General features: G+C 62.5%; 16 protein-coding genes. 6 read left to right on the top strand and 10 right to left on the bottom strand.

From position 1 onward, the window contains the following. Window positions 1–50 precede the first annotated feature (50 nt). On the bottom strand, window positions 51–1,262 hold the full coding sequence (locus AB7828_RS18525) for an amidohydrolase family protein (RefSeq protein ID WP_441230838.1): 1,212 nt from the start codon (window positions 1,260–1,262) through the stop codon (window positions 51–53). A gap of 93 nt (window positions 1,263–1,355) precedes the next feature. Beyond that, entirely contained in the window at window positions 1,356–1,841 is a 486-nt protein-coding gene (locus AB7828_RS18530) for a MarR family winged helix-turn-helix transcriptional regulator (protein WP_441230839.1), read from the bottom strand. Window positions 1,842–1,990: 149 nt separating this feature from the next. Here AB7828_RS18530 and AB7828_RS18535 point away from each other — a divergent pair, with 149 nt between their 5' ends. Together AB7828_RS18535 and AB7828_RS18540 are read left to right on the top strand one after the other, a co-directional pair. Further along, window positions 1,991–2,413 (top strand): organic hydroperoxide resistance protein, encoded by a 423-nt coding sequence (locus AB7828_RS18535; RefSeq protein WP_309942469.1) that lies wholly within the window; start codon window positions 1,991–1,993, stop codon window positions 2,411–2,413. 95 nt (window positions 2,414–2,508) lie between these two features. Beyond that, entirely contained in the window at window positions 2,509–4,251 is a 1,743-nt protein-coding gene (locus AB7828_RS18540; protein WP_441230840.1) for a cytochrome c biogenesis protein DipZ, read from the top strand. Window positions 4,252–4,260: 9 nt separating this feature from the next. Here AB7828_RS18540 and AB7828_RS18545 read toward each other — a convergent pair whose 3' ends face one another. The 6 genes from AB7828_RS18545 to AB7828_RS18570 all read right to left on the bottom strand — a co-directional run bounded on the left by AB7828_RS18545 (window position 4,261) and on the right by AB7828_RS18570 (window position 15,835). Further along, complete coding sequence (locus AB7828_RS18545) at window positions 4,261–5,625, bottom strand: VWA domain-containing protein (RefSeq protein ID WP_441230841.1); 1,365 nt, start codon at window positions 5,623–5,625, stop codon at window positions 4,261–4,263. Between the two features lie 2 nt (window positions 5,626–5,627). Further along, entirely contained in the window at window positions 5,628–6,575 is a 948-nt protein-coding gene (locus tag AB7828_RS18550; protein WP_441230842.1) for an AAA family ATPase, read from the bottom strand. Window positions 6,576–6,708: 133 nt separating this feature from the next. Continuing rightward, window positions 6,709–7,470 carry a thermonuclease family protein gene (locus AB7828_RS18555; RefSeq protein ID WP_441230843.1) on the bottom strand — a complete coding sequence of 254 codons (762 nt, stop codon included), beginning with the start codon at window positions 7,468–7,470 and terminating at the stop codon, window positions 6,709–6,711. A 92-nt stretch (window positions 7,471–7,562) separates the two neighbouring features. Continuing rightward, window positions 7,563–8,462 carry an EamA family transporter gene (locus AB7828_RS18560; protein ID WP_441230844.1) on the bottom strand — a complete coding sequence of 300 codons (900 nt, stop codon included), beginning with the start codon at window positions 8,460–8,462 and terminating at the stop codon, window positions 7,563–7,565. A gap of 111 nt (window positions 8,463–8,573) precedes the next feature. After that, entirely contained in the window at window positions 8,574–14,723 is a 6,150-nt protein-coding gene (locus AB7828_RS18565; RefSeq protein ID WP_441230845.1) for an autotransporter-associated beta strand repeat-containing protein, read from the bottom strand. Window positions 14,724–15,001: 278 nt separating this feature from the next. After that, on the bottom strand, window positions 15,002–15,835 hold the full coding sequence (locus AB7828_RS18570; protein WP_309942453.1) for a LytTR family transcriptional regulator DNA-binding domain-containing protein: 834 nt from the start codon (window positions 15,833–15,835) through the stop codon (window positions 15,002–15,004). A gap of 309 nt (window positions 15,836–16,144) precedes the next feature. Here AB7828_RS18570 and AB7828_RS18575 point away from each other — a divergent pair, with 309 nt between their 5' ends. Next, window positions 16,145–16,978 carry an MBL fold metallo-hydrolase gene (locus AB7828_RS18575; protein WP_441230846.1) on the top strand — a complete coding sequence of 278 codons (834 nt, stop codon included), beginning with the start codon at window positions 16,145–16,147 and terminating at the stop codon, window positions 16,976–16,978. Window positions 16,979–17,015: 37 nt separating this feature from the next. Here the strand turns inward: AB7828_RS18575 and ubiG are convergent, their stop codons facing one another. Both ubiG and AB7828_RS18585 read right to left on the bottom strand, forming a co-directional pair. Further along, window positions 17,016–17,774 carry a bifunctional 2-polyprenyl-6-hydroxyphenol methylase/3-demethylubiquinol 3-O-methyltransferase UbiG gene (ubiG, locus tag AB7828_RS18580; protein ID WP_120287358.1) on the bottom strand — a complete coding sequence of 253 codons (759 nt, stop codon included), beginning with the start codon at window positions 17,772–17,774 and terminating at the stop codon, window positions 17,016–17,018. Window positions 17,775–17,789: 15 nt separating this feature from the next. Next, entirely contained in the window at window positions 17,790–18,257 is a 468-nt protein-coding gene (locus AB7828_RS18585; RefSeq protein WP_175368067.1) for a PH domain-containing protein, read from the bottom strand. 155 nt (window positions 18,258–18,412) lie between these two features. On the opposite strand from AB7828_RS18585, the gene AB7828_RS18590 reads away from it, so the two are divergent. From AB7828_RS18590 to prfA, 3 genes are all read left to right on the top strand, one after another. After that, on the top strand, window positions 18,413–19,666 hold the full coding sequence (locus AB7828_RS18590; RefSeq protein WP_089267720.1) for an aspartate kinase: 1,254 nt from the start codon (window positions 18,413–18,415) through the stop codon (window positions 19,664–19,666). Window positions 19,667–19,932: 266 nt separating this feature from the next. Next, window positions 19,933–22,200 (top strand): phosphoenolpyruvate--protein phosphotransferase, encoded by a 2,268-nt coding sequence (gene ptsP / locus AB7828_RS18595; RefSeq protein WP_120287361.1) that lies wholly within the window; start codon window positions 19,933–19,935, stop codon window positions 22,198–22,200. Window positions 22,201–22,257: 57 nt separating this feature from the next. After that, window positions 22,258–23,343 carry a peptide chain release factor 1 gene (prfA, locus tag AB7828_RS18600; RefSeq protein WP_441230847.1) on the top strand — a complete coding sequence of 362 codons (1,086 nt, stop codon included), beginning with the start codon at window positions 22,258–22,260 and terminating at the stop codon, window positions 23,341–23,343. Window positions 23,344–23,348 lie beyond the last annotated feature (5 nt).

Below are 23,348 nucleotides of genomic sequence, written 5' to 3' on the forward strand. Positions count from 1 at the left end.
GTGGCGTGCCAGCTTTGTTTGGCGCAGTCGTAACGCGTCCAGCCGATGATTCAAGCTTTTCGGGCGACAATCTCGCCGTCCCGCGCAACCAGCCGGCCGTTCTTGTAGACCGCGCGGCGCCTTGGCAGATCGACCACGGCCTGCGGCACGTGCGGTGCATCGATGGCGACGAAGTCGGCCTTGGCGCCGACGCGGAGGCCGTGATCTTCCAGCCGCAGCGCTTTCGCACCACCGGCCGTGACGACGTCGAAGGCCAGCATCAGATCTTCGTCGGTGTTGAAGCCGGAGCGATAGCCGATCATCATGGCCCGGCCGAGCATGTCGCCGTCGCCATAGGGCCACCACGAGTCGCGGATGTTGTCGCAGCCGCCGAACACCGTGACGCCGGCAGCGCGCAACAGCTTCACCGGCGGAAACGGCCGCACCCCCGGCGCATTGGTCATGATGGCGACGCCGCTCGCTGCCAGCAACTCGGCTGTTCGCTGCACGACATCGGGAGCAACATCACCGAGCGAATAAGCGTGGCTGACGGCGACGTGGCCCCGCATGCCCAGCGCCTGCGTGCGCGAGCAAATCTGTTCTATCTCGAAAATGCCGAGCATCGAGGGATCGTGCAGATGGACGTCGACATCGACCCCGCGGCGCTCGGCGATGCCGAACACCACGTCGAGATGCTTCTCGACATCGCGATCGAAGCCACCGGGATCGAGACCGCCGATCACGTTCGCGCCGAGATCGAAAGCAGCATCGAGCAGATCCGGCGTGCCCGGACTGCGCAGGATGCCGCTTTGCGGGAAGGCGACGAGCTGGATGTCGATGAGGTCGCGATGCGCCTCGCGCACGGCGAGGATGGTCTCCAACGATTTGAGACCGCCCGAACCGTCCACCATCACATGGCTACGCATCTGCGTGCTGCCGTGACCGAGGCAAAGCTCAAGCTGGCTCCGCGCTCGCTCAGCCATCGGCGCGGCCTTGGCCATGTTGTCTGCCTGGATGGCGACACGTTCCTGCACGTTGAAGCCGTTCGAATAGGGCACATGCGGCCGCCAGACGTCTCCGTAGAAACTGGTGTCGAGATGGATGTGACCTTCGACGAAGGACGGGATCACAAGCGTGCCGCCGAGATCGATGGTCTCTGCGACTGTCGGTGCTGGATCGCTGCCGGATGTGATCCCGATGATCAGACCGCCACTGACGGCAATCGTGTTTAGGCTGCCGTCGGCGAATTTCGCCCGCGTAAAAATTTTGTCGATGTCGCTCACGCCAACCTCTCGGACTGATCTGCTGCCGCGACGTTACAGGAGGACGACACAGCATGCACCCGCATGCCGGCCATTGCATGGCCGATGTGCGGATCAGCTTTCGCGCGCAGCTTTGATCAGGTTATCGCGCAGCGTGGCGACGCCCTGCTGCATTTTCTTGAACTCGTCCGGCTTGAGCCCCGACGCTTTGACGAGATTCATGGTCAGGCCCTTCTCGCGCAACCGCCGGCCTTCGTCGGTCAGGCTGATCACCACCTGCCGTTCATCCCCGGGATCGCGCTGCCGGCGCAGATAGCCCATGACCTCCAGCTTCTTCAGGATCGGCGTCAGCGTGTTCGACTCCAGAAACAGCTTTTCGCCGAGACTGCCCACGGTCTGCCCGTCCTCCTCCCACAGCGCCACGATGGCGATGTACTGGGTGTAAGTCAGACCGAGCTTTTCGAGGATCGGCTTGTAGGCCCGGCCATGGGCCAGATTGGCTGAATAGATCGAAAAACAGAGGAAATCAGACAGTTTCGGGCCGGCCTGCGCGGAATCGGCGGAGGCTTGTTCAATCGATTTGGGCTTGGTGGATGGCATGCTTGCACTCCGTCAGGGACACGAGAACGTGACCTGTCGGATCCATATATATCGGATGCGATTAAATCGGAAGAGTTGGCAAGGGCGTCTACGTCGCTATTTATATCGTACTCGATTACATCGTATACGATATAAAAGGAGAGACGATCGTGACCTCGACCACCATCGAAAAGGTTCTCTACACCGCCCAGACCCACACCACCGGTGGCCGCGATGGCGCCTCGCGAAGCTCCGACGGCCGGCTGGACGTCAAGCTGTCGCCTCCGGGCTCGGCTGGCGCCGGCACCAATCCCGAGCAGATGTTCGCGGCCGGCTGGTCGGCCTGTTTCATCGGCGCCATGGGGCGCGCCGCCAGCAATCTGAAGGTCAAGCTGCCGGCCGACGTCGCCGTCGACACCGAAGTCGATCTCGGCACCACCGGTGGTGATTTCTTCCTGCAGGCCCGCCTCAATGTCAGCCTACCTGACATGGCACCGGACGTCGCGCGCCAGGTGGTCGATGCCGCGCATCAGATCTGCCCTTACTCGAAGGCAACGCGCGGCAACATCAATGTCGCGATCAACCTGATCTGACCCTCACCTTCTTTCGCGGACCGTCAACCGGTCCGCGGATCGCGGCGCTCCCCCGAACGGTCGCCGGCTTCACTCGTGAATTTTTGGAGATCACCGTGACGCTCTTCATCCTCGCTTATGCGGCCGGCCTGCTCACCATCGCATCGCCCTGCATCTTCCCGATCCTGCCGATCATTCTCGCCCGCGCGGACGAACCGTTTCGCCGCAGCGGATTGCCCTTGCTGATCGGCCTCACACTGACTTTCGCGGTGGCCGCCAGTCTCGCCTCTGTCGCCGGCAACTGGGCGATCGAGGCAAATCGCTATGGCAGAACCATCGCCCTCATCGCAATGACGCTATTCGGCCTGGCACTGCTGTTGCCGACTCTCGCCACGCGGCTGATGGCGCCGCTGGTGCTACTCGGTGTGAAGTTGTCCAACTGGGCCGGCCAGAATGATGCAAAGGCCAACCGCACGCCGGTCGCATCGCTGCTGCTCGGCATCGCGACGGGCCTCGTCTGGGCACCCTGTGCCGGACCGGTGCTGGGCCTGATCCTCACCGGCGCGGCACTGCACGGGCCGGGAATCGATACCGTGTTGCTGTTGCTCGCCTATGGTCTTGGTGCGGCAACGTCACTCGCCGCCGGCATGCTGTTGGGCGGACGTTTGCTCGCCAAAGCGCGCGAGCTGATGCCATGGAGCGACGGCGTGCGTCGCGCGCTGGGTGGCGCAGTGGTGCTCGGCGCCATCGCGATCTGGGCCGGGCTGGATACGCGCCTGCTGACGCAACTATCTCTGCCGTCGACGACGGCGTTTGAAAGCAAGCTGATCGACACGCTGCAGCCCGCAGCATCCGCGCAGGCCGGGACGTCCATCGGCAATGCCACACCCCACGCGTCACTGTCGGGCCCGCTCGCATCGATCGTGGGCAGCAGGCAATGGCTCAACACGTCGCCGCTGAAGGCTGAGGACCTGCAGGGCAAGGTCGTGCTGGTGAATTTCTGGACCTATTCCTGCATCAACTGCCTGCGTGTGCTGCCGCATATCCGTGCCTGGGCCGACAAGTATCGCGATCAGGGCCTCGTCGTGATCGGCGTACACACGCCGGAATTCGCCTTCGAGAAGAACGTCGGCAATGTCAGCACCGCAACAGCGAAGCTCGGCGTTGGCTATCCGGTCGCGATCGACAACGACTTCCGGGTCTGGCGCGCTTTCAGCAACAATGCTTGGCCTGCCCTCTACTTCGTCGGTGCCGATGGTCGCATCCGTCATCAGGCAATCGGCGAGGGCAACTATGCGACGTCGGAAAAGGTGATCCAGCAATTGCTCGCCGAGGCCGGCCACAACCCAACCGACGACGCAGCAACGGTGACAGCCGAAGGCACGCAGGTTGCGGCGGACGAAGTCCAACTCCGGTCGTCGGAAACCTATCTCGGCTATGGACAGGCTACCGGCTTCACCTCACCGGGCGGCGCGCGTGAGGATGTGCCGAGCGTCTATCGCGGCATCGACATGCTACCGCTGAACCGCTGGACGCTGGGCGGCACATGGACCATCGGCCGCGAATATGCGCAGCTCGATGAGGCGTCCGGCCGTATCGCCTATCGTTTCCACGCCCGCGACCTGCATCTGGTTCTTGGGCCATCGCCGGACGGCAAGTCGGTGCGCTTCCGCGTCACCATCAATGGCGCAGCACCCGGCGCCAGCCATGGCACCGATACCGATGCCGAGGGATATGGCACCGTGACGGATGCGAAGCTGTATCAGCTGGTGCGGCAGGCTGGCGACGTCACCGACCGTACATTCGGAATCGAATTCCTCGATCCGGGCGTGCGGGCCTATGCCTTCACCTTCGGCTGATGACGACGGCTATTGATAGGTCGCCACGATATCCGCGACCGCGCGCTCGAGTTGCTGCGCCGTCGCGCATTGGCGCACGACATTGCAGAAGGTCGCATAGCGCGGCATTTCGGAATCGCCGAAGCCCCAGCCCATACGGCCCTCAGGATTGAGCCAGACCAGCCGCTTCGAGCGCTCGCCGATTCGGCGCAGGATGTCGGCGCGCGGATCGAGATTGTTGCTGCGGGCATCGCCGAGCACAATGACCGTGGTCTGCGCCGTGATCGCGCTCATGAAACCCTTCTCGAAATCAACGAAGGAGCGACCATAGTCGGACGAGCCGTAGCCAACCGACGACATGATCTGCTTCATCGCCTCTTCGGGTTTATTCTTCTCCAGGACTTCACTGACTTCGATCAGGTTACCGGAAAAAGCGAAGGAGCGCACGTCGGACACCACTTCATGCAGGCTGTGGATCAGCAGCAGAAAGAAGTCGGAGACCTGCGCAACGGAGCCCGAGACGTCGCAAATGGCGACGATCTTCGGCTTGTCGCGATGGCGACGCTTCCATGCCGTCATGAACGGCACGCCGCCCCATGCAGCATTGCGGCGGATAGTGCGGCGGACGTCGAGATGGCCGCGGCGCTGCCGTTTGCGCGGCTTGCTGAAACGCTCGCGCAGCCGCCGTGCGATGTTGCGAATCAGTGTTCGCATCTGCTCGATCTGGCGCTGTTCCAACCGCGCCATCGGCGCGTTGCGCAGGATCTCGTTGCGCAACGCTTCCTTCTCCTCGCGGCCATAGAGCAGCAGCGCCTGCGCGACCATCTCGCTGACGGTCTCGCGCAGGCTGCCGAGCGCCGTTGCAAGCCGTTCTGCATCTGCTGGATTGCGGGTCGTGAGCGCGTCGATATCGTCGCGCAGTTGCGCGATCCCGAGCTGCTCGAGCACCCGGCTGGCAAACAAGCCCCGCTGGGTGAAAACACGGATGTCGGTCAGGCCGGCGGCATTCGATGCGTTTGAAAGCGCAGCGGCAATGGCGGCGCGATCCTGCGCCAGCAGCATCTGCGCCAGCGAACCGAGTTCGGTCGAATCCTGTGCCGACGCGGTGCCTGCCGCGGCTTCGGTCTCGCTTCCCCCCTCGCCAGTCTCGTCGTCATTTGCCCCGGACGGCGCTTCGAAATCAGGATGGGTGAAGAACGTATCGAAACAGGCAGCGAGCGCCGCCTTCTCCTCGCCGGACTTCGCCATGGTCAGCAGCAGCGCATCGCGCAGGATGGCGCGATCGGCGGGGCCCACTTCAGCGGCGGCACGCATCGCATCGATACTTTCGGCAGGCGAAATCCTGACACCGGCGCCGCGCGCCGCCCGAAAGAAGCGATGCAGCGTGTCGCGCATGGCTAACCGAACACGCCCTGCCGGTCGGCCTTGGCAACGAAGCCCGAGACCTGCGGCAGTGTCGCTTCGATATCGCCTTCGTATTTCAGCAGCACGTTCAACGTATCCTTGACCATCTCGTGGCCGAGTTCGGACGCGCCGAGCAACACCAGCACCTTGGCCCAGTCGATCGTCTCGCTGACCGATGGGAGCTTCTTCAGGTCCAGCGTGCGGACCTGATTGACGAAACCGACAAGCTGCTTGCGCAGTGTCGCGGAAACGCCGGGCACGCGGGTTTCGACGATGCGCTCCTCGAGCTTCGGTTCGGGGAAACCAATATGCAGATGCAGACAGCGGCGCTTCAACGCGTCGCCAAGATCACGTTCGCCGTTCGAGGTCAGGATCACGGTCGGCGGTACGATGGCTACGACGGTGCCGAGCTCGGGGATCGTGACCTGGAAGTCGGACAGGATTTCGAGCAGCAGCGATTCGAATTCGGCGTCGGACTTGTCGATCTCGTCGATCAGAAGCACGCAGCCCATCGGCTGTTCCAGAGCGCGCAGTAACGGACGCGGCTCGACGAACTCCTTGGAGAAGAACACGTCGCCGAAATCGTGCAACTGGTCGAGCGCCTTGGCGAGCGTATCGGCCCCGCCCAGCACTTCGCCGAGCTTGTCCTTCAGGATCTGGGTGTAGAGTAGCTGTTTGGCATATTTCCACTCGTACAGCGCCTTGGCCTCGTCGAGGCCCTCGTAGCACTGCATGCGGATCATCTCGAGGCCGCGCGACGCAGCGATCGCCTTGGCGAGTTCGGTCTTGCCGACGCCGGCCGGGCCTTCGACGAGGATCGGTTTCTCGATTTTCTGGGCGAGATAGACAGCGGTGGCGATCTGCCGGCTGGCAATATAGCCGGCAGAGGCCAGGCTGCGCTCAACGGCTTCGATCGATGCTGAACTGGTGTTCTCGGCCACGCGCTTCACTCCGGATTTCGCATACTGGAATAAGCCCCTTAAACAGGTTTTGGGCGCACGCGCCCGGCTCATTTCGGCGTCCTGATTTGCTACGTGGTTCAGCCCGCGGCGTCCAGCGCCACCGGCTCATCGCTCAGTTGCGGCGACTGGGGGCCTGACAGTTGAGCGCCTTGCGGTAACCCGCGGCGCGGGCGTCGTCCTCGCTGCAGAACCAGCGATCCGGCTTCGGCTGGGTCGCGTAATTCTGGCATTGGGGAATGAGATAGACGCCAACATGGCCGGTAAACTTGGCGCGGCGGACCTGTTTCGCCCGGATATTGCAGCCCGACGGCATCGCGAGATCGGTGGGAAATAGCGCCGCGCGCAGCTCCTTGTCCTTGTCGCTCCGACAAGCCGAGCCGAGCAATGGGCTGTCGCTCGCCTTGCCGCGGAACTCCGCGGGCGTCACGAAGCACCCGCGCCACAGCCCCTGGCGCTTGTCCTTGGCCGCCGTCTCATCGGACTTGAAGCTGGTCTTGGCGCTTGCCTTGTCCGACGGTTCGATGCTCACCGCATAGCCCGATTGGATCACCGCCTGATTGAGGCTACTCGTCTCGCCAACGACACTGCAGAGACCGGCGCGACGGTTCTTGTAGATCTTGTCCTCGCCAAGGTCCTCGCAGCGAACCTCGCGCTTGCCGATCAGTTTCACCAGCTGGTCCCTTGCCTCGATGCCGCAGGCCCAGTTGTCGGCATGTTCATCGACACAGGGCTGATCCACCTCCGGCGCGTCCAGGCCGGCAAGCTTGTAGGCGACATTGCCGATCTGGATCGTGTCGCCGTCCTTGACGATGGCTTCAACCGCCGAGGCCGGGTTGGCGACAAGCAGCAGGAAGAGCAGGGACAGGATGCGCATCAATCTGGTCTCGGGATCGGCACGGGGAAGGCTGCGATCAGTCCTATCGCAGCAGACGCGCCCACGAAAGAGACATCACGCGCACTGCGCCGTCACACCGCAACCAGCATCGCCACGCCGACGACAATCAGCGCGATCCCCGACAATTCGCGAGCAGACAACGGCTGTTTGAACGAATAATAGGCGACGGCCTGCGCGAACAACACCTCGACCAGCGCCAGTGTCCGCACATTGGCGGCGGCCGTAAGTGCAAAGGCCAGGAACCAGAATTGCGAGGCGGCTGCGCCCATGAAGCCGGCCAGCATCGATGGCTTCCATAGGCCGAGGATGTCGCTCAACACCTTGGGGGCACGGGCCAGCAGATAGATGGTCAGGATCAAGGTCTGCACGAATAGTGCCCAGACCAGCGCATAGGACGCCGCCGTGACGAAACTGACACCGGGCACCGTGATGATGGCGCCGCGAAAGCCGACGGCCGACAGCGCAAAAGCCGCCGCCGCGACCAGCCCGAGGACGGTCGGCCGGATGCTGGCGATGTTGCGCGTAGCACCGGGCCGCAGCGCCGTGACGACGACTCCGATGGTGGCAATCAGGATCGCCGCGACCTTCAGCACCGTCAGATGATCGCCGAGAAAGACGAAACCGAAAATCGCGGTCTGGATCGCCTCGGTCTTGAGATAGGCCGTGGTGACCACAAAGGAGCGATCATTCATCGCTGCCAGCATGAGCCCTGTGGCAAAGATCTGGCTCAGCGCACCGAGTAGCAGCCACGGCCAGAATTCGGCTGATGGCCACGGCACCTTGTCGCCCGTCGCCAGGATGATCACCACGAAAAAGACGATCGAAAACGGGAAGCCGAACAGAAAACGGATGTTGGTGGCGCCCCAGGTCCCGAGCGGGCCGGTGAGCGAGCGCTGCATGGCATTGCGCGCCACCTGCCCCAGCGAGGCGATGATAGTGAAGGGGATCCAGAGCGAGGCGATGGTGAACATGAGGCAGGACGGGTCCGCGAGCGATGGCGCGGAACCTGACTGCGTCACGCCGCAGGGTCAAGCGGCCTGCGCCCATGCCTGCGATGCGATCGCGACCGCCTCGGACGTGGCTTACCAGACGAAGCGCACGACGCCCTTGCCTGCATGGCTGCGGGTGAGGTTGGAGAACTCGCCCTCATACGTCGCTGCGACCGACAGCCCGCTGCCGAGCATGACCTCCGCACTCGCGCTGGTCAGTGCCGCATCGGGCGCCATCGCCGCGCCGTTGACGACGAAGCTCGCACCAGGCAGCGACTGGAACGAGGCCTGCGCGACGCGATCGCGATTGAAGTCATGCGTCCATGCGGCGCGCCCACGCAGCGTGAGCAACGCCTGATCTAAAGTGAAGGATTTGTCGGTACGGAGGCCAAGTTCGCTACGCATGGCAGTGACGTTGCGTCCGGTGTAACTGAGCGCAAAATCATTGCCGCCGGAGACAAGCGTCTCTGCATAGGCTGGCAGGTCGATATTCGTAACCTGGCCCGCGGCATAAGGCGTCAAACCCACGCCGCCAAGCCACGGCAGCACGCTCCGACGGCCAGCTTCGGCGCGCGCCGAGAAAGCGTACGCGGTGAAGTTCGCGCGCAGCCGGTCGGCATCGACGATGGTCACCAGCCGTTCCGTAGTGATGTTCTGCCATCCGCAGGCGAGCGCAGTTGTGATATAAGCGGAGCCTTGGTGATGGCGGATGAAGCCACCGATCTGGAACAGGTCCGAATGACCTGAACCGAGATTATCCGACAAGCCGAAGCTGGTGCCGCCGCCAGCCACGGCGAAGCCGGCAAGCGTCTGCGGCGACAGCCAGGTATCGGCACCGACGGCAATGCCGCCGATCCGGCTACCGCTATTGTGCGAACCAACGACCGTATTGCCGTCGGTCGCCTGACCACCACCGAAGCCCGCAGCCCAGACGTTCCAGCGCGACTCGAAACTCGCCGCCGCAGGGGGCGCCTTGGTGATCGCGCCGTAGGCGTCGCGCCACGACGTCGCTGAACGATCGGCCGATGCGAAGGCATTTGACGCTGTGCCCGCCGCTGCAAGGCCGCGATTGGCTGCGATGGGATCGGTCAGCACGCCCATGAACTGCGTCATGGCCTGCACGGTGTTCTGTTGCACGCCGGTCGAGAGTTCACCCGACGATTGCGTCAGATCCTCCGGCGCCATCGCGCCGAGCGCATAGGGGATGCCGCCATGGCTGCCAAAATAGGCATTCAGCGACGAGGCGATGTTGTTCTGATTGATGTTGAGACCAGTCAGCTTCAGATCGACATTGAGATAGACGTTTTGAGCATCGTAGCTCAGCGTCGTGATGAACGAAGGTGGTTCATCGCTGACGATATTCGGGCTGAACGTGCCCGTCATGCCGCCTGCGGCGTTCAAAATGGTGTAGCGTTCACGTACATAGGCCGCGGGATCGAAGCTGACGCGAACGCCTGCATTGTTGAGCGACGCGGTGCCTGTGACATTGGTCCGGTCCGCCGCCAAGCCAGATACCTCGACCATGTAGCTCGAAGCAGCGGCAAACGTCAGATTGCCTTGTACGGACAGCAGCCCGACCGAATTGCCGGGCGACAGCATGCCGCCATCCTGGATTTGCGTGGTGCTGACGATGCCGTTGCCGCCGAGCGTCGCGCCGCGTTCGACACTCACCAGCGACGACGCGGCGATCGAGCCGTTGACGCTCAGCGTTCCGGCCTTGACGTCGGTGGCGCCCGTATAGCTGTTGAGTCCGTCGAGGCGCGTAATGCCCAAGCCGCTCTGCGTGAATGAACCGCTGCCGGAGATGGCACCCGCCAATGTCAGCAGACCCTCGCGCTTCGCGACAAGTTCGCCATTGTTGATGACATTGCCGAGGATCGATCCTGTGAAACCACCATCACCGATCTGCAGAATGCCCTGCGTGATCTCCGTACCACCGCTGTAAGTATTGTCTGCCGTCAGGACCATCGTGCCGGTGCCGACATGCCGGAACATGCCACTGCCGGAGATCGTGCCGCCGAACGTATAGACGTCGGAGCGGAAAATCTGGAACTGGCCGTTGTTGATGACATCGCCAATGATAGAGCCCGCAGCGCCGCCAATGCCGAGCTGCAGCGTACCGGCAGAGATCAACGTGCCGCCGTTGTAGGTGTTGTCGTTGCTAAACACCGTAAGGCCCGTCCCGACCTGGATGAAAGCGCCGGGACCGGAGATGACGTCATTATAGACAAAATTATCGGATCGGTTGAATGCCAGGATGCCATTGTTCGTGACGTTGCCGGACAGTGTGCCGGTGGTGCCGCCATTGCCTATCTGCAGCGTACCAGCCTTGATCGTCGTGCCGCCGCTAAAAGAGTTGGCGCCTGCCAGAACCAACGTGCCCCAGCCATCCTTGGTCAATACGCCGGCGCCCGAGACATCTCCCATAGTCGAGAATGTCGTTCCGAACAGCGTCTCGATTGTGCCGTTGCCGGAAAGCACGATACTTCGCGCGGACGTGATATCGGCGAGCGTCAGCAGCGTGCCACCCGAGAGCGTCAGCGTGCCCGTGCCGAGATTGGCGTCCGCGAGAACTGCAACGGCGCCGCCGGAAACTGTCGTGCCGCCCGTATATGTATTGGTGCCGGATAGCAGCAACGTGCCGTTGCCGGATTTCACGAGGCTGCCGCCGACACCGGTGATGGTGCTTGCGATGACCGTGTCACTTGCCTGATTGAGCGTCAGTTGCGCACTGGCGAGCGCGATCTCGCCGCCGAAGCCGATCAGCGAATGCGTCGAGGTGTTGTAGCCGTTGAGATCGAACTTGCCGCCATAGACAATCACGTCAATGCCGTTGGGCAGTGCACCGGAAGCGCCAAGCTGCAGCGTACCGGCTTCGAGCAGCATGCCGCCAGTCCAGCTGTTGGTATTGGCCAACATCAGAGTGCCGTCGCCGGCCTTGATCAAGCTACCGGTGCCGGACACCGTGCCGGTGAGCACCAGCGCCGTTGCAGCGTCGGCATCGATCTCGCCGATCCCGAGCAGCGAGACGTTCCGCGCCGACGCGATGTTTGCAGTCGTATGCAAGATGCCATTGTCGAAGGTGAGACCGCCGGCTGCAGCGCCGAGATTTGCATTCGACGAAATCTGCAGCGTACCGCCACTGATGGTCGTGCCGCCAGCATAGGTGCTGGTACCGGCGAGCACGAGCGTGCCGCCACCCGCCTTGTTCACACCACCGGCGCCTACAATCGGAGCCGAAATCGTCGCCGTCTCGCCCGACAGAACACGCAGCTCACCAATGCCGTCCGAGCCGGACAACGCGGTTGGCCGCAGTTCGCCAGTGCCTTGAACAAGGTTGTAGAGACCGCCGACGAATTGCAGTCCATAGAATTTCTGCGATCCATCGATCGTGACCGTGCCGCCCGGGCCGTTGAAGACGCCATAAATGGATCCCCACTGGGTATTGGCAACACCGCCCAAATCAAACCAGTTGCTATTAAGCGCATTCCAGGTTCCGCTGCCACCCGCAGTACCGCTCGACGCATCATCCCAACGTTGGAGGATGTCGGTGCCATTGGGCGAAGCAATGAGATCGACCACATGGAGCCGCGAGCTGTCGATCGAATAGGTGACGGGAAACAGCCCCGAGATCGGGGGCATCGTGCCGATGGTCAGTCCGGAGATTGACGAACCGCCGGTGTAGTTGATCATACGATAGTAACCGACCGCAGGCTCGCCCGTACCACTGATATTGAACGTCACGTCGTGGAGCGAAACATCGCCATTTGCAAAGACGCTCGCTGACGTCGTCGAGGCTGCGCCGTTCGAAAAATGGCCGAGATTGAAATCAAAGGCGCTGCCGGCGAGCATCGACAGGTTGCCGTTCACCGTCAGACGACCCGTGCCACCCGGCGCCAGCGTGCCGCCATTGAGCACCGTGGTGGCACCGACGATGCCGTTGCCGGTGAGACGTCCGCCCGCATCGACATTGACCGTGCCACCCAGTTGTCCGGTCACGCCAAGCGTTGCGCTCAGGATTTCCGTGGTGCCCGTGAAAGCAGCACTGCGACCAGACAGGATCGTGGTGCCTGACAGCACATTGATCGCACCATTGCCGGTGATGAGGTTGTTGAAGAGATAGTCGGCGCTCGTATGGTTGAAATTGAGCGCGCCGCTTTGTGCGAGCTCAACCGGGCCTGTCACAACACCAGGCGCCAGAGGCGCTGCCCCGGGCTCGGATCCGATATTCAACGCACCACTCACACCAGAGGCGCCTACCCGAATCGTACGCGCCTTCGCAGCCCCCCCATTGCTCACCGTCAACGCGCCAACGGACGCTGCGCCGATCTTCAGGGTCTGGGCATCGAGCGTCGACCCGATGCCATCGACCTTCACCGTGCCATGCGCGACATAAGACGCATCGTTGCCAATTGAAGCGGTGGCTGCAGTCACATGCATGCCATCAGCAATCAGCAACGAGCCGGTGCCGCGATAGCCGACGAACAGATTGGCATTGAGCCACGATGCGCCTGGGCCAGAGACGGTGACATTGGCATCGGTGCCGCTGTCATAGCCGACATAGCCATTGACCGTCGTCAGTCTGGCGCCACCAGCAAAGGCCAGGCTGCCGGCATTGGCGCGCAAATCGCCGGCGAAGGATGCCGATATCCCCGAAAGCGTCCAGACGGCGTCGCCATTTTTTTCCAGCACCGAAAAGCCCCGATACTTCGTGCCCAATCCGGAGAGATCGAACGTCGCGTCCTGATTGCCACCCAACGCAAAGATATTGGGATTGCTCGCATCCGAGCCGACGACGACATCGCCTGTAATGTTCGCGCCGGACCATAACTCCAGCCTGTTGCCGCCGCCGGAGAACAGAATCGCCGCAGCGCGCGATCCGTCGACGTTTCGGCCGCCTTCGATCGCCCCGGCCGCAACGACTGTTATGCCGGCGCTCTGCCCAAGGATGGCGACTCCCGCCACTCCATTCGCACCGGCGTGACCGTTGCTTCCATTGCCGAGCTCCCAGCCGCCGCCGCCCGGGCCGGCTGTCCCGCCCGCTCCAGCATCGCCGCCCTGCACCAGTCCGCCATTCTCGACGCGCACAATGCCGGGGCTCACCACCACGACGCCGGTGCCGCCGGCACCGCCGTTGCCGCCATTGCCACCATTGCCGCCGGAAACGCCTTGGCCGCCCGATCCACCCGCCCCGCCGTTCCCGCCGGTCCCGCCGAACACCGAGGCGCCACTTCCAATGACGATCATGCGCGCCTTCTCGACGACAATGCCGGCACCGCCATTGCCACCATTGCCCCCACTGCCGCCATCGCCGCCGACGCCGCCATCGGTCGCGGTGGTGATGCAGGGCGGCTGTCCGCCCGGGCAATAGTTACCGATACTATCCGGCGCGCCCGTGCCTCCATTGCCGCCGGCACCACCCCAACCGCCCGAACCACCTCTGATAACGGGCGCGAGCGTTTCCAGGGTTTGTCCGGATGCGTAGAGGCCTATTCCGCCGCCACCACCACCTCCTCCTCCTCCGCCACCGCCGCCGTAGCCGGGGGCCATGAAGGTTCCGTAATACGCCACAACACCATCGCCACCATCGGCGGCGGCGGCGCCACTGCCACCTGCGCCGCCCGCAATGAACTGGTTGCCGGGAACGAACGACCCGCTGAATATCCCGCCGGTGCCGCCACCGCCGCCACCGCCGCCACTGCCGCCGTCATGGCCCATTCCATGAAACCAGTTGCTGCCATCTCCACCCTTGAGCCGCTGGGGACGCTTCCCGGGCGATCCCGCGCCTCCCTGGATTTGGCCGCCCGGGAGTTGCGAACCGTTGAAGCCCAGGTTTCCACCCTGGCCGCCGTCTCCTCCTCCACTGGCATGTGCACCACTGCCCCCCTTACCGCCATTGCCGATATAAGCGTTCTTCAGCGACTCGTTCTTGGCATTCCTGCCGCCGCCACCGCCGCCGCCGCCTCCATTGGCGGGGTCGATCACACCGCCTATTCCGCCCGCTTTCGGATTGCTAGATGCATGCGCTCCGCCATTTCCGCCGACGCCCGAAGCCTGCGCATGAACCGCTTGCGACGAGGCAATCGCCGCGACCATCAGCACCGGACCCGCAAGCGACAGCAACGACAGCGTCATCGCTGTCGACGACATCAATGTGTTAGCACGGCGCGCGCCGGTGCCGCTGCTCGTACTCGAGCCGCTGCGGCACGCTGCGCTGACGACTGAAAATACCGGGAGCTTCACGATCCAACTCCAGCTCGCAGATCCACGCGAGCGAAGTTCCATGAGACACGCGATCGCATGACGAGTCGCAATCAAAGATCGACGAATCGACCTATAGGTTCGACGAACGCCCTGCAGGTTTTTCGCGTGTTGAAACGTAGCAACACACAACGCGAAAAATACTCAACACACTGACGTCGCTAACGGTTTGTTAAGTCGTGATCAGCATGCGATTGATAGCAATCGGCACGTGGAATGTGAGTCGCTAACGTGCTCGCATTCGTCTCGCTTGGTGTCGTTCAAACGCCAAGGTGCGCACGTAGCTCAGCTCGGCCGGCGCGCGACACCGGCCAATGGTCTTCATAATCATGCAAGCGCAATTGCCATGCCCCGCTCGACCGGCGCACGACCTCGCGCACGAACTGATGATTGACGACGGCCGTGCGATGAATACGAACGAACCAGCCCGGCGGGATCAGGCCCAGCCACTGTGTCAGCGGCCTTGGATCAAGGACCATCGCGCCATCCACCAGCCACACCTCGGTATAGTCTTTCGACGAGCGCAGGCCGACGATTTCGGTCAATGGCGTGCCGAGAATGCCATGCGCGCGACGTAGGTAGATCAGTGCGGGATACGCAGCCTGCGAATCTTCCCCACCAGAGGTGACCGGCGACCGGCCATAGCGTGCCGCCGCGATGAGGTCGGCACAACGAAACAGATCAGCGATTTCATCCGACCACCGGCGCGACGCTGCGACCGCATCGAAACCGATACAGGCGGCGAGCCTGCCGTCATGAAACACCGGCACACTGAGTACACTCTTGTTGTTCTGCCGAATAAACTCAGCGCGCAACGCACCGGCACTGCGCGGCAGTGCCTCGATGTCATTGACCATCACAGCCTGCCCCAGAACCAGCCGTTGATGCAGCCAGCCGATCATGGTGACCGGCACATGCTGCAGATCCTGCACAAAGGATCCGACTCCGCCGCGACTCCACTCATGGGTGTTGCGAAAGCGCAGATGGTCGGCATCGTATTCGAACATCCATGCGCGATCTGCTTCGGCCTCCACGCCTATGACTTGGAGTATCTCGGCAATCGCCGCATCAAGTGGCCGCGTCAGCAGCAGCATCGCAGTGTCAAACACCCAGCCCGATTGCGACGCCGCAACACGATCATCGCGGCTGACGAATTCCCAGGGCTGGGCTGAATTGGATGACAACTGCAATGCTCACGGTAGTGATCACAAGATCTACCCAACCATATTACCTTAGACAACGTGTCAATCCCTGCAGCGTGGCGACTATTCCATCGCGGCACCCGGGCATCCACATCGTGCGATGCGCCGCGATCTTGGGCAGTCTCCGGCGCCACAACCGGCATTGCAGCGTCCGCTTTTGGCGATACATTGAAGCAAAGCGCATTCGGAGACTGCCGGATCATGCTGCGATTTCTGCCTGTCGTCCTCGGCACCCTGACTTGTTGGGCAATGAGTTGGGTTGTTACCCCAGCACTCGCGCAAAATGCCCCGCGCGGCAGTGAGTGTCTGGCAATGGCCACACGGCCACCACTCGCGGTTCCGGTCAGTTTGCGTCGGACTGCTGCGAAGGCCGATGAAGTCTCCATCACCTATGCCGGGCACTCCACCTATTACATCGACACACCCGGCGGCGTGACCATCGCCACCGACTATAACGGCATCTATAAGCTCGATCGCATCCCGGACGTGGTGACGATGAACCGGGCCCACAGCACCCATTACACGCTGTATCCCGACCCGCGCATCAAGACGGTATTGCATGGGTGGGGCGAGAGTGGGCAGCCGGCGCAGATCCATGAGCGCATCGGCGACGTGCTGATCCGCAACGTCACGACGGACATCCGCCGTTACTATGGCGATGACGCGGGCGGCGAGATGGTGAAGGACGGCAATTCGATCTTCATCTTCGAGGTTGCCGGCCTGTGCATCGGCCATCTCGGCCATCTGCATCACAAGCTCGACGAGAGCCACTTCGCCGCGATCGGCCGGCTCGACATCGTGATGGTGCCGATCGATGGCAGCTACACAATGTCCCTCGACGGCGTATCCGAGATCACCAAGCGGCTGCGCGCCTCGGTGGTGCTGCCCATGCATCGCTTCATGACACCGCTCAGCGACTTCATGACAAAGATCGGAAAGGATTTCGAAATCGACCAGCGCAGCGCCCAAACGCTGACAATATCACTCAATGCGCTGCCCAAGGCACCGACGGTGATTATTCTCAACGGGGTTTGACGCGCCGGCGAGGCTGAAGCAGGCAGAAGCTGAAACGCTACACCTCTTCCGCGACCACCATATAGTTCACGTCCATATCGGACGACAGCGTCCAGCGGTCACCGAGTGGGTTGTAGACCACGCCTGACTGTTCGGTGATTTCCAGCTTGTTGCGCGACAGGTGATGCGCGAGTTCGTCCGGGGTGACGAACTTGTCCCACTGATGGGTGCCACGGGGCAGCCAGCGCAGCACGTATTCGGCGGCGACGATGCCGAGCGCAAAGCTCTTCCAGTTTCGATTTAGCGTCGAGACCACCATCAGGCCACCGGGCTTTAGCATCGACGCGCAGCGATCGAGGAAAGCACCAACATCGACGACATGCTCGATCACTTCCATCGCCAGCACGATGTCGAAGCGCTCACGCACGTCCATCTCCTCGACGGTGGTGCAACGATAATCGATCGACAGATGCCCTTTGTCGGCGTGCAACTTGGCCGCGGCGATATTGGTGGCAGAGGGATCGATGCCGATCACCTGTGCGCCGAGCCGCGTGAATGGCTCACACAGCAGACCAGCCCCGCATCCGATATCGAGCATGCGCAAGCCACTCAGGCAATTGAGACTGCGAACATTGCGATCGAACTTGCGGCAGGCGGCGTCGCGAATATAAGTCAGGCGCAGCGGGTTGATCTTGTGCAGCGGCGCCATCTTGCCGCGCGGATCCCACCATTCCTCCGACAGCTTCGAGAATTTCGCGACTTCGCTGGCATCGACAGAGGATGCGGAAGCGTCCGAGTAGTTTGCTTGCATGGCCATTGTGAAGCCGTTGTCCTATCGCGCTGTGATGTGGCTGCGAAATGCGAGTGGCGACGCGATCATCTTGATGACTTCTTCATCATCACCCATGTTCTCGATGGCGATGTCACCATAATTCAAGATGCGTCCCAGAATGCTCTGATTGACGCTGACGCTCGCGACCTTGTCGATACTGATCTCGAAAGTCTTGCGCGTGATGAAGCCTTCCTTGTGCACGACCCGCAGCGTGGTGACATCCGTCTCGGTCGTCCAGCGCTGGAACCAGCCCTTCATCGACCAGTACAGCGCCGCGAAGGCCACTACGGCCGAAGATGCCAGGCAGAGCAGAACAAGGGTTTCGTTGATCGCGTAACGCGTCAGGACCAGCAAAGCCGCGGAGACAATCCAGGCTGCGATGGCCGGGGCATAGACCACCCAGTGCAAGTTGCTGGAATACAGCACCTTCTCGCCCGGCTGCAGGATATCGTCGATATAGCGCCCCATAAACCGTCCAAAATGCCCTGTCTCGGTGCGTTCTAAGGGAACAGGAACCCGGGTTGCTTGCCCCCACCCTCGCCGCTATGTATACGCGCGTTTTCGCCCGCGTGCGTAGTGCGCGGTATCTTTACCCACTGTCGTCAGGGAATGCACCACTCGTCATGGGCCGGCTCGTAATGAAATTCGGCGGTACGTCCGTCGCCAACATCGACCGCATCCGCAACGTCGCGCAGCACGTCAAACGCGAGGTCGATGCCGGTCATGAGGTCGCGGTCGTGGTGTCGGCGATGTCGGGCAAAACCAATGAACTGGTCGCCTGGTGCACCGAAGTGTCACCGATGCATGACGCCCGGGAATACGACGCCATCGTCGCGTCCGGTGAGCTCGTGACCGCCGGCCTGCTGGCGATCGCGCTGCAGACCATCGGCATCCAGGCGCGCTCCTGGCAGGGCTGGCAAATCCCGATCAAGACGTCGGACGCCCATGCCTCGGCCCGAATCGACGAGATCGACGGTGACAAGCTCATCAAGCGCTTCAAGGAGCGCAAGGAAGTGGCCGTCATCGCCGGATTCCAGGGCATCCATGCCGAGACCGGCCGCGTCACCACGCTCGGCCGCGGTGGGTCCGATACCTCGGCAGTGGCAATTGCCGCCGCCGTCAAGGCCGACCGCTGCGACATCTATACCGACGTGGACGGCGTCTACACCACCGATCCGCGGGTCGTACCGAAGGCACAACGCATGAACAAGGTGGCGTTTGAGGAAATGCTGGAACTGGCGTCGCAGGGCGCCAAGGTCCTGCAGGTCCGCTCCGTGGAACTCGGCATGACCCACAATATGCCGATTTTCGTGCGCTCAAGTTTCGACAAACCCGAAGACATCGACCCGCACGGCACCCCGCCGGGCACGCTGATCTGCAGCGAGGAGGAAATCATGGAAAGCCACGTCGTTACCGGAATCGCCTTTTCCAAGGACGAGGCCCAGATTTCCGTCCGCCAGATCGAGGACAAGCCGGGCGTCGCCGCCTCGATCTTCGTGCCGCTGGCCGAAGCCAACATCAATGTGGACATGATCGTCCAGAACGTCTCCGAAGACGGTAAGACCACGGACCTGACCTTCACCGTCCCGGCCACCGACTATGCCCGCGCCAAAGAGACCATCACCGCGGCCAAGGCCAAGATCGGCTATGCCCGCATCGACAGCGCGACCGACGTCGCCAAGGTCTCAGTGATTGGATCGGGCATGCGCAGCCATGCCGGCGTCGCCGCACAAGCCTTTGCCGCCCTTTCCGAGCGCCAGATCAATATTCGGGCAATCACCACGTCCGAGATCAAGTTCTCGGTCCTGATCGATACAGCCTATACGGAACTGGCGGTTCGCACCCTGCACACGCTGTATGGTCTCGACAAAGCGTAGAAAATTTTTCCTGAAACATCCGTTATTTTGATGTGAACGGTGTGTTTCTTGTCTGGCAGGTGTTTTGCTTGGCAAAACAAGCCTCAATTCGCTATACGGCCTGCATGGGCAGCCGTTGCGGCTGAGGGCGCCGTTTCGGACAATCTGATACGGTTCTGTCACTGCGCCTCTTGTTGCGCGGCGGTGCAAATTCTATTGTTTTCTGAGGCTTAGCGTCGGCGCACGGCTTTTGTCAGGTGTCGGCCTCGTGGGGAGGGTGTCGGCACATGCGGAGCGCGTCGGGTGGCCCCCGAGTCTTGCTGAGACGGCTCCGCGAAGTGATGGCGGAGCAGGTCAGCGCTCAGGAACGCCTCGACAAGATCGTGGTGCTGATCGCCGCCAATATGGTGGCGGAAGTCTGCTCGACATACGTGCTGCGCGTCGACAATACACTCGAGCTCTACGCCACCGAAGGCCTCAACCGCGACGCCGTCCACCAGACCGTGCTGAGCTCCCATGAGGGCCTGGTCGGCCTGGTCGCCTCCGAAGCCACACCGCTCAATCTCAACGACGCGCAGAGCCATCCGGCGTTCTCGTTCCGCCCGGAGACCGGCGAAGAAATCTATCACTCGTTCCTCGGCGTGCCGATCCTGCGCGCCGGCAATACGCTCGGCGTGCTGGTGGTGCAGAACCGCGCCAAGCGCACTTACGTCGAGGAAGAAGTCGAGGCACTGCAGACAACGGCGATGGTGCTGGCCGAGATGATCGCCTCCGGCGAGCTTTCGGCGCTGGCGCAGCCGGGCGCCGAGCCCGCTGCGCGGCATTCCCTGCACAAGACCGGCGCCATCCTTTCCGATGGTATCGCGCTCGGACATGTAGTGCTGCACGAGCCGCGCGTCGTCATCACCAATTACATCGCCGAAGACCTGCCGAAGGAAATCAAACGGCTGGACACCGCGCTGACCAAGCTGCGCTCGGACCTCGACCGCATGCTGGAACGCGGCGACGTCGCCGACGGCGGCGAGCACCGCGATGTGCTTGAAGCCTATCGCATGTTCGCCAATGACCACGGCTGGTCGCACAAGCTGCACGAAGCGGTCGCCACCGGCCTCACTGCGGAAGCCGCCGTCGAACGCGTGCAGTCGGATACCCGTGCGCGCATGCTGCGTTCCACCGATCCCTATCTGCGCGACCGCCTGCACGATCTTGAAGATCTCGGCCACCGCCTGATGCGGCAGCTGGTCGGCCAGGATCACGCGCCGTCGCGCGAACAGATGCCGGACAATGCGATCCTGATCGCACGCGCGATGGGCCCAGCCGCCCTCCTCGACTACGATCGCAAGAAGCTGCGTGGCCTGGTGCTGGAGGAAGGTACGGCTAATTCGCATGTCTCGATCGTGGCGCGCGCGCTCGGCATTCCCGCGATCGGCGAAGTCGCAAATGCGCCGGGCATTGCTGATCCAGGCGACGCCGTCATCGTCGATGGCACCTCGGGCTCGATTTATATTCGGCCCTCCGCCGAGATCGAATCCGCTTATGCCGAACGCGTGCGTTTCCGCGCGCGGAGACAGGCGCAGTATTCAGCGCTGCGCGACCTTCCCTGCGTAACCAAGGACGGCCAGAAGGTTGACCTGCTGATCAATGCCGGTCTGATCATTGACCTGCCGCATATCGACGATACCGGCTCGGCGGGCATCGGCCTGTTCCGTACCGAACTGCAATTCATGGTCGGCGAAAGCCTGCCCCGCTCCAGCGATCAGCTGGCGCTGTATCGTGCGGTGCTCGATGCTGCTGGCTCCAAGCCGGTGACGTTCCGCACCCTCGACATCGGCGGCGACAAGGCGCTCCCTTACATGGAGACCATTGTCGAGGAGAACCCGGCGCTGGGCTGGCGCGCGATCCGTCTTGGCCTCGATCGGCCGGGCCTGCTGCGCGGCCAGATCCGCGCATTGCTGCGCGCCGGCGGCGGGCGGGCGCTGCGCATCATGTTCCCGATGATTTCTGAAGTAGCCGAATTCGATCAAGCCAAGGCGATCATCGAGCGTGAACTGACCTATCTGCGCCAGCATGGCCATGCGCTGCCAGAGCGGATCGATGTTGGCACCATGATCGAGGTGCCTGCGCTAGTCTATCAGCTCGACGAACTCCTGAAGAAGGTCGACTTCGTCTCGGTCGGCTCCAACGACCTGTTCCAGTTCCTGTTCGCTGTCGACCGCGGCAATGCCAAGGTGTCGGAACGCTTCGATACGCTGTCGGCGCCGATCCTGCGCGTACTGCGTGAGATCGTGCAAAAGGGCGACGCCGCCAAACGTCACGTCTCGCTGTGCGGCGAGATGGCCTCGCAGCCGATCGGCGCGCTGGCGCTGATTGGCATGGGCTATCGCTCGCTGTCGCTGTCGGCTACCGCACACGGTCCCGTGAAGGCAATGATTCTCGACCTCGATGCAAAAAAGGCCGAGGCGCTGATGACACAACTGCTCGACGCTCCCTCGGGCAGCGTTTCGATTCGGCAGAAGCTCACCGAATTCGCTGAGGCCGAGGGACTGTCGTTGTAGCGAGGCTCTTGCCCGCACGACGCACCTTTCCCTTTCTGCGATCTCCGAGACGTCCCCATGTCCATGCTGCCTGAAGCCAAACTCGACGTTCTCCTCGCCCATCATGCCTCGCTCGAGGCACAACTGATGGGTCAGGTCAGCGCCGAGAATTATGTGAAGATGACGCGCGAGCTGTCCGAGCTCAATCCGCTGATCGACGCGGTGAAGACCTATCGCGGTGCGCTTGCAGAGATCAAAGATATCGATGCGATGATCGCCGACACTTCGACCGATGCGGAGATGCGCGAGATGGCGCAGGCCGAGCGCCCGGCGCTGGAAGAACGCATCGAGGCGCTGGCGCAGGAAATCCGCGTGGCGCTGTTGCCGAAGGATGCGATGGACGAGCGCAACGTGGTGCTGGAAATCCGTGCTGGCACCGGCGGCGACGAGGCTTCACTCTTCGCCGGCGACCTGTACCGGATGTATGAGCGTTTTGCGGCACTGGCCGGCTGGAAGGTCGAGGTGATTTCGGCGTCCGAGGGCACCATGGGTGGCTACAAGGAAATCATCGCCGAGGTGAAGGGCCGCGGTGCTTTCGCCAAGTTGAAATTCGAATCCGGTGTGCACCGCGTGCAGCGCGTGCCCGATACGGAAACTCAGGGGCGCATTCACACGTCGGCGGCAACGGTCGCTGTCATGCCCGAAGTCGAAGAAGTGGATATCGACATCAAGCAGGACGACCTGCGCATCGACACGATGCGCGCCCAGGGCGCCGGCGGCCAGCACGTCAACAAGACCGAATCAGCGATCCGCATCACGCATATCCCGACCGGCATCGTGGTGATGATGCAGGACAGCCGCTCGCAACATAAGAACCGCGCTTCGGCGATGAACATCCTGCGCTCGCGCATCTATGACGCCGAGCAGCAGCGTATCGATTCCGCCCGCTCGGCCGAGCGCAAGGAGAAGGTCGGCTCCGGTGACCGCTCGGAGCGCATCCGCACCTATAATTTCCCGCAGGGCCGCGTCACCGACCACCGCATCAATCTCACGCTCTACAAGCTGCCGCAGGTGATTGCCGGCGAAGCGTTGGGCGAACTGGTCGATGCGCTGACGACAGAGCATCAGGCTGCACAACTCGCTGCCCAGGGCGACGCGGCGTGAGCGCC

Source organism: Tardiphaga sp. 215_C5_N2_1 (assembly GCF_052076055.1).
Classification (GTDB): Bacteria; Pseudomonadota; Alphaproteobacteria; order Rhizobiales; family Xanthobacteraceae; genus Tardiphaga; species Tardiphaga robiniae.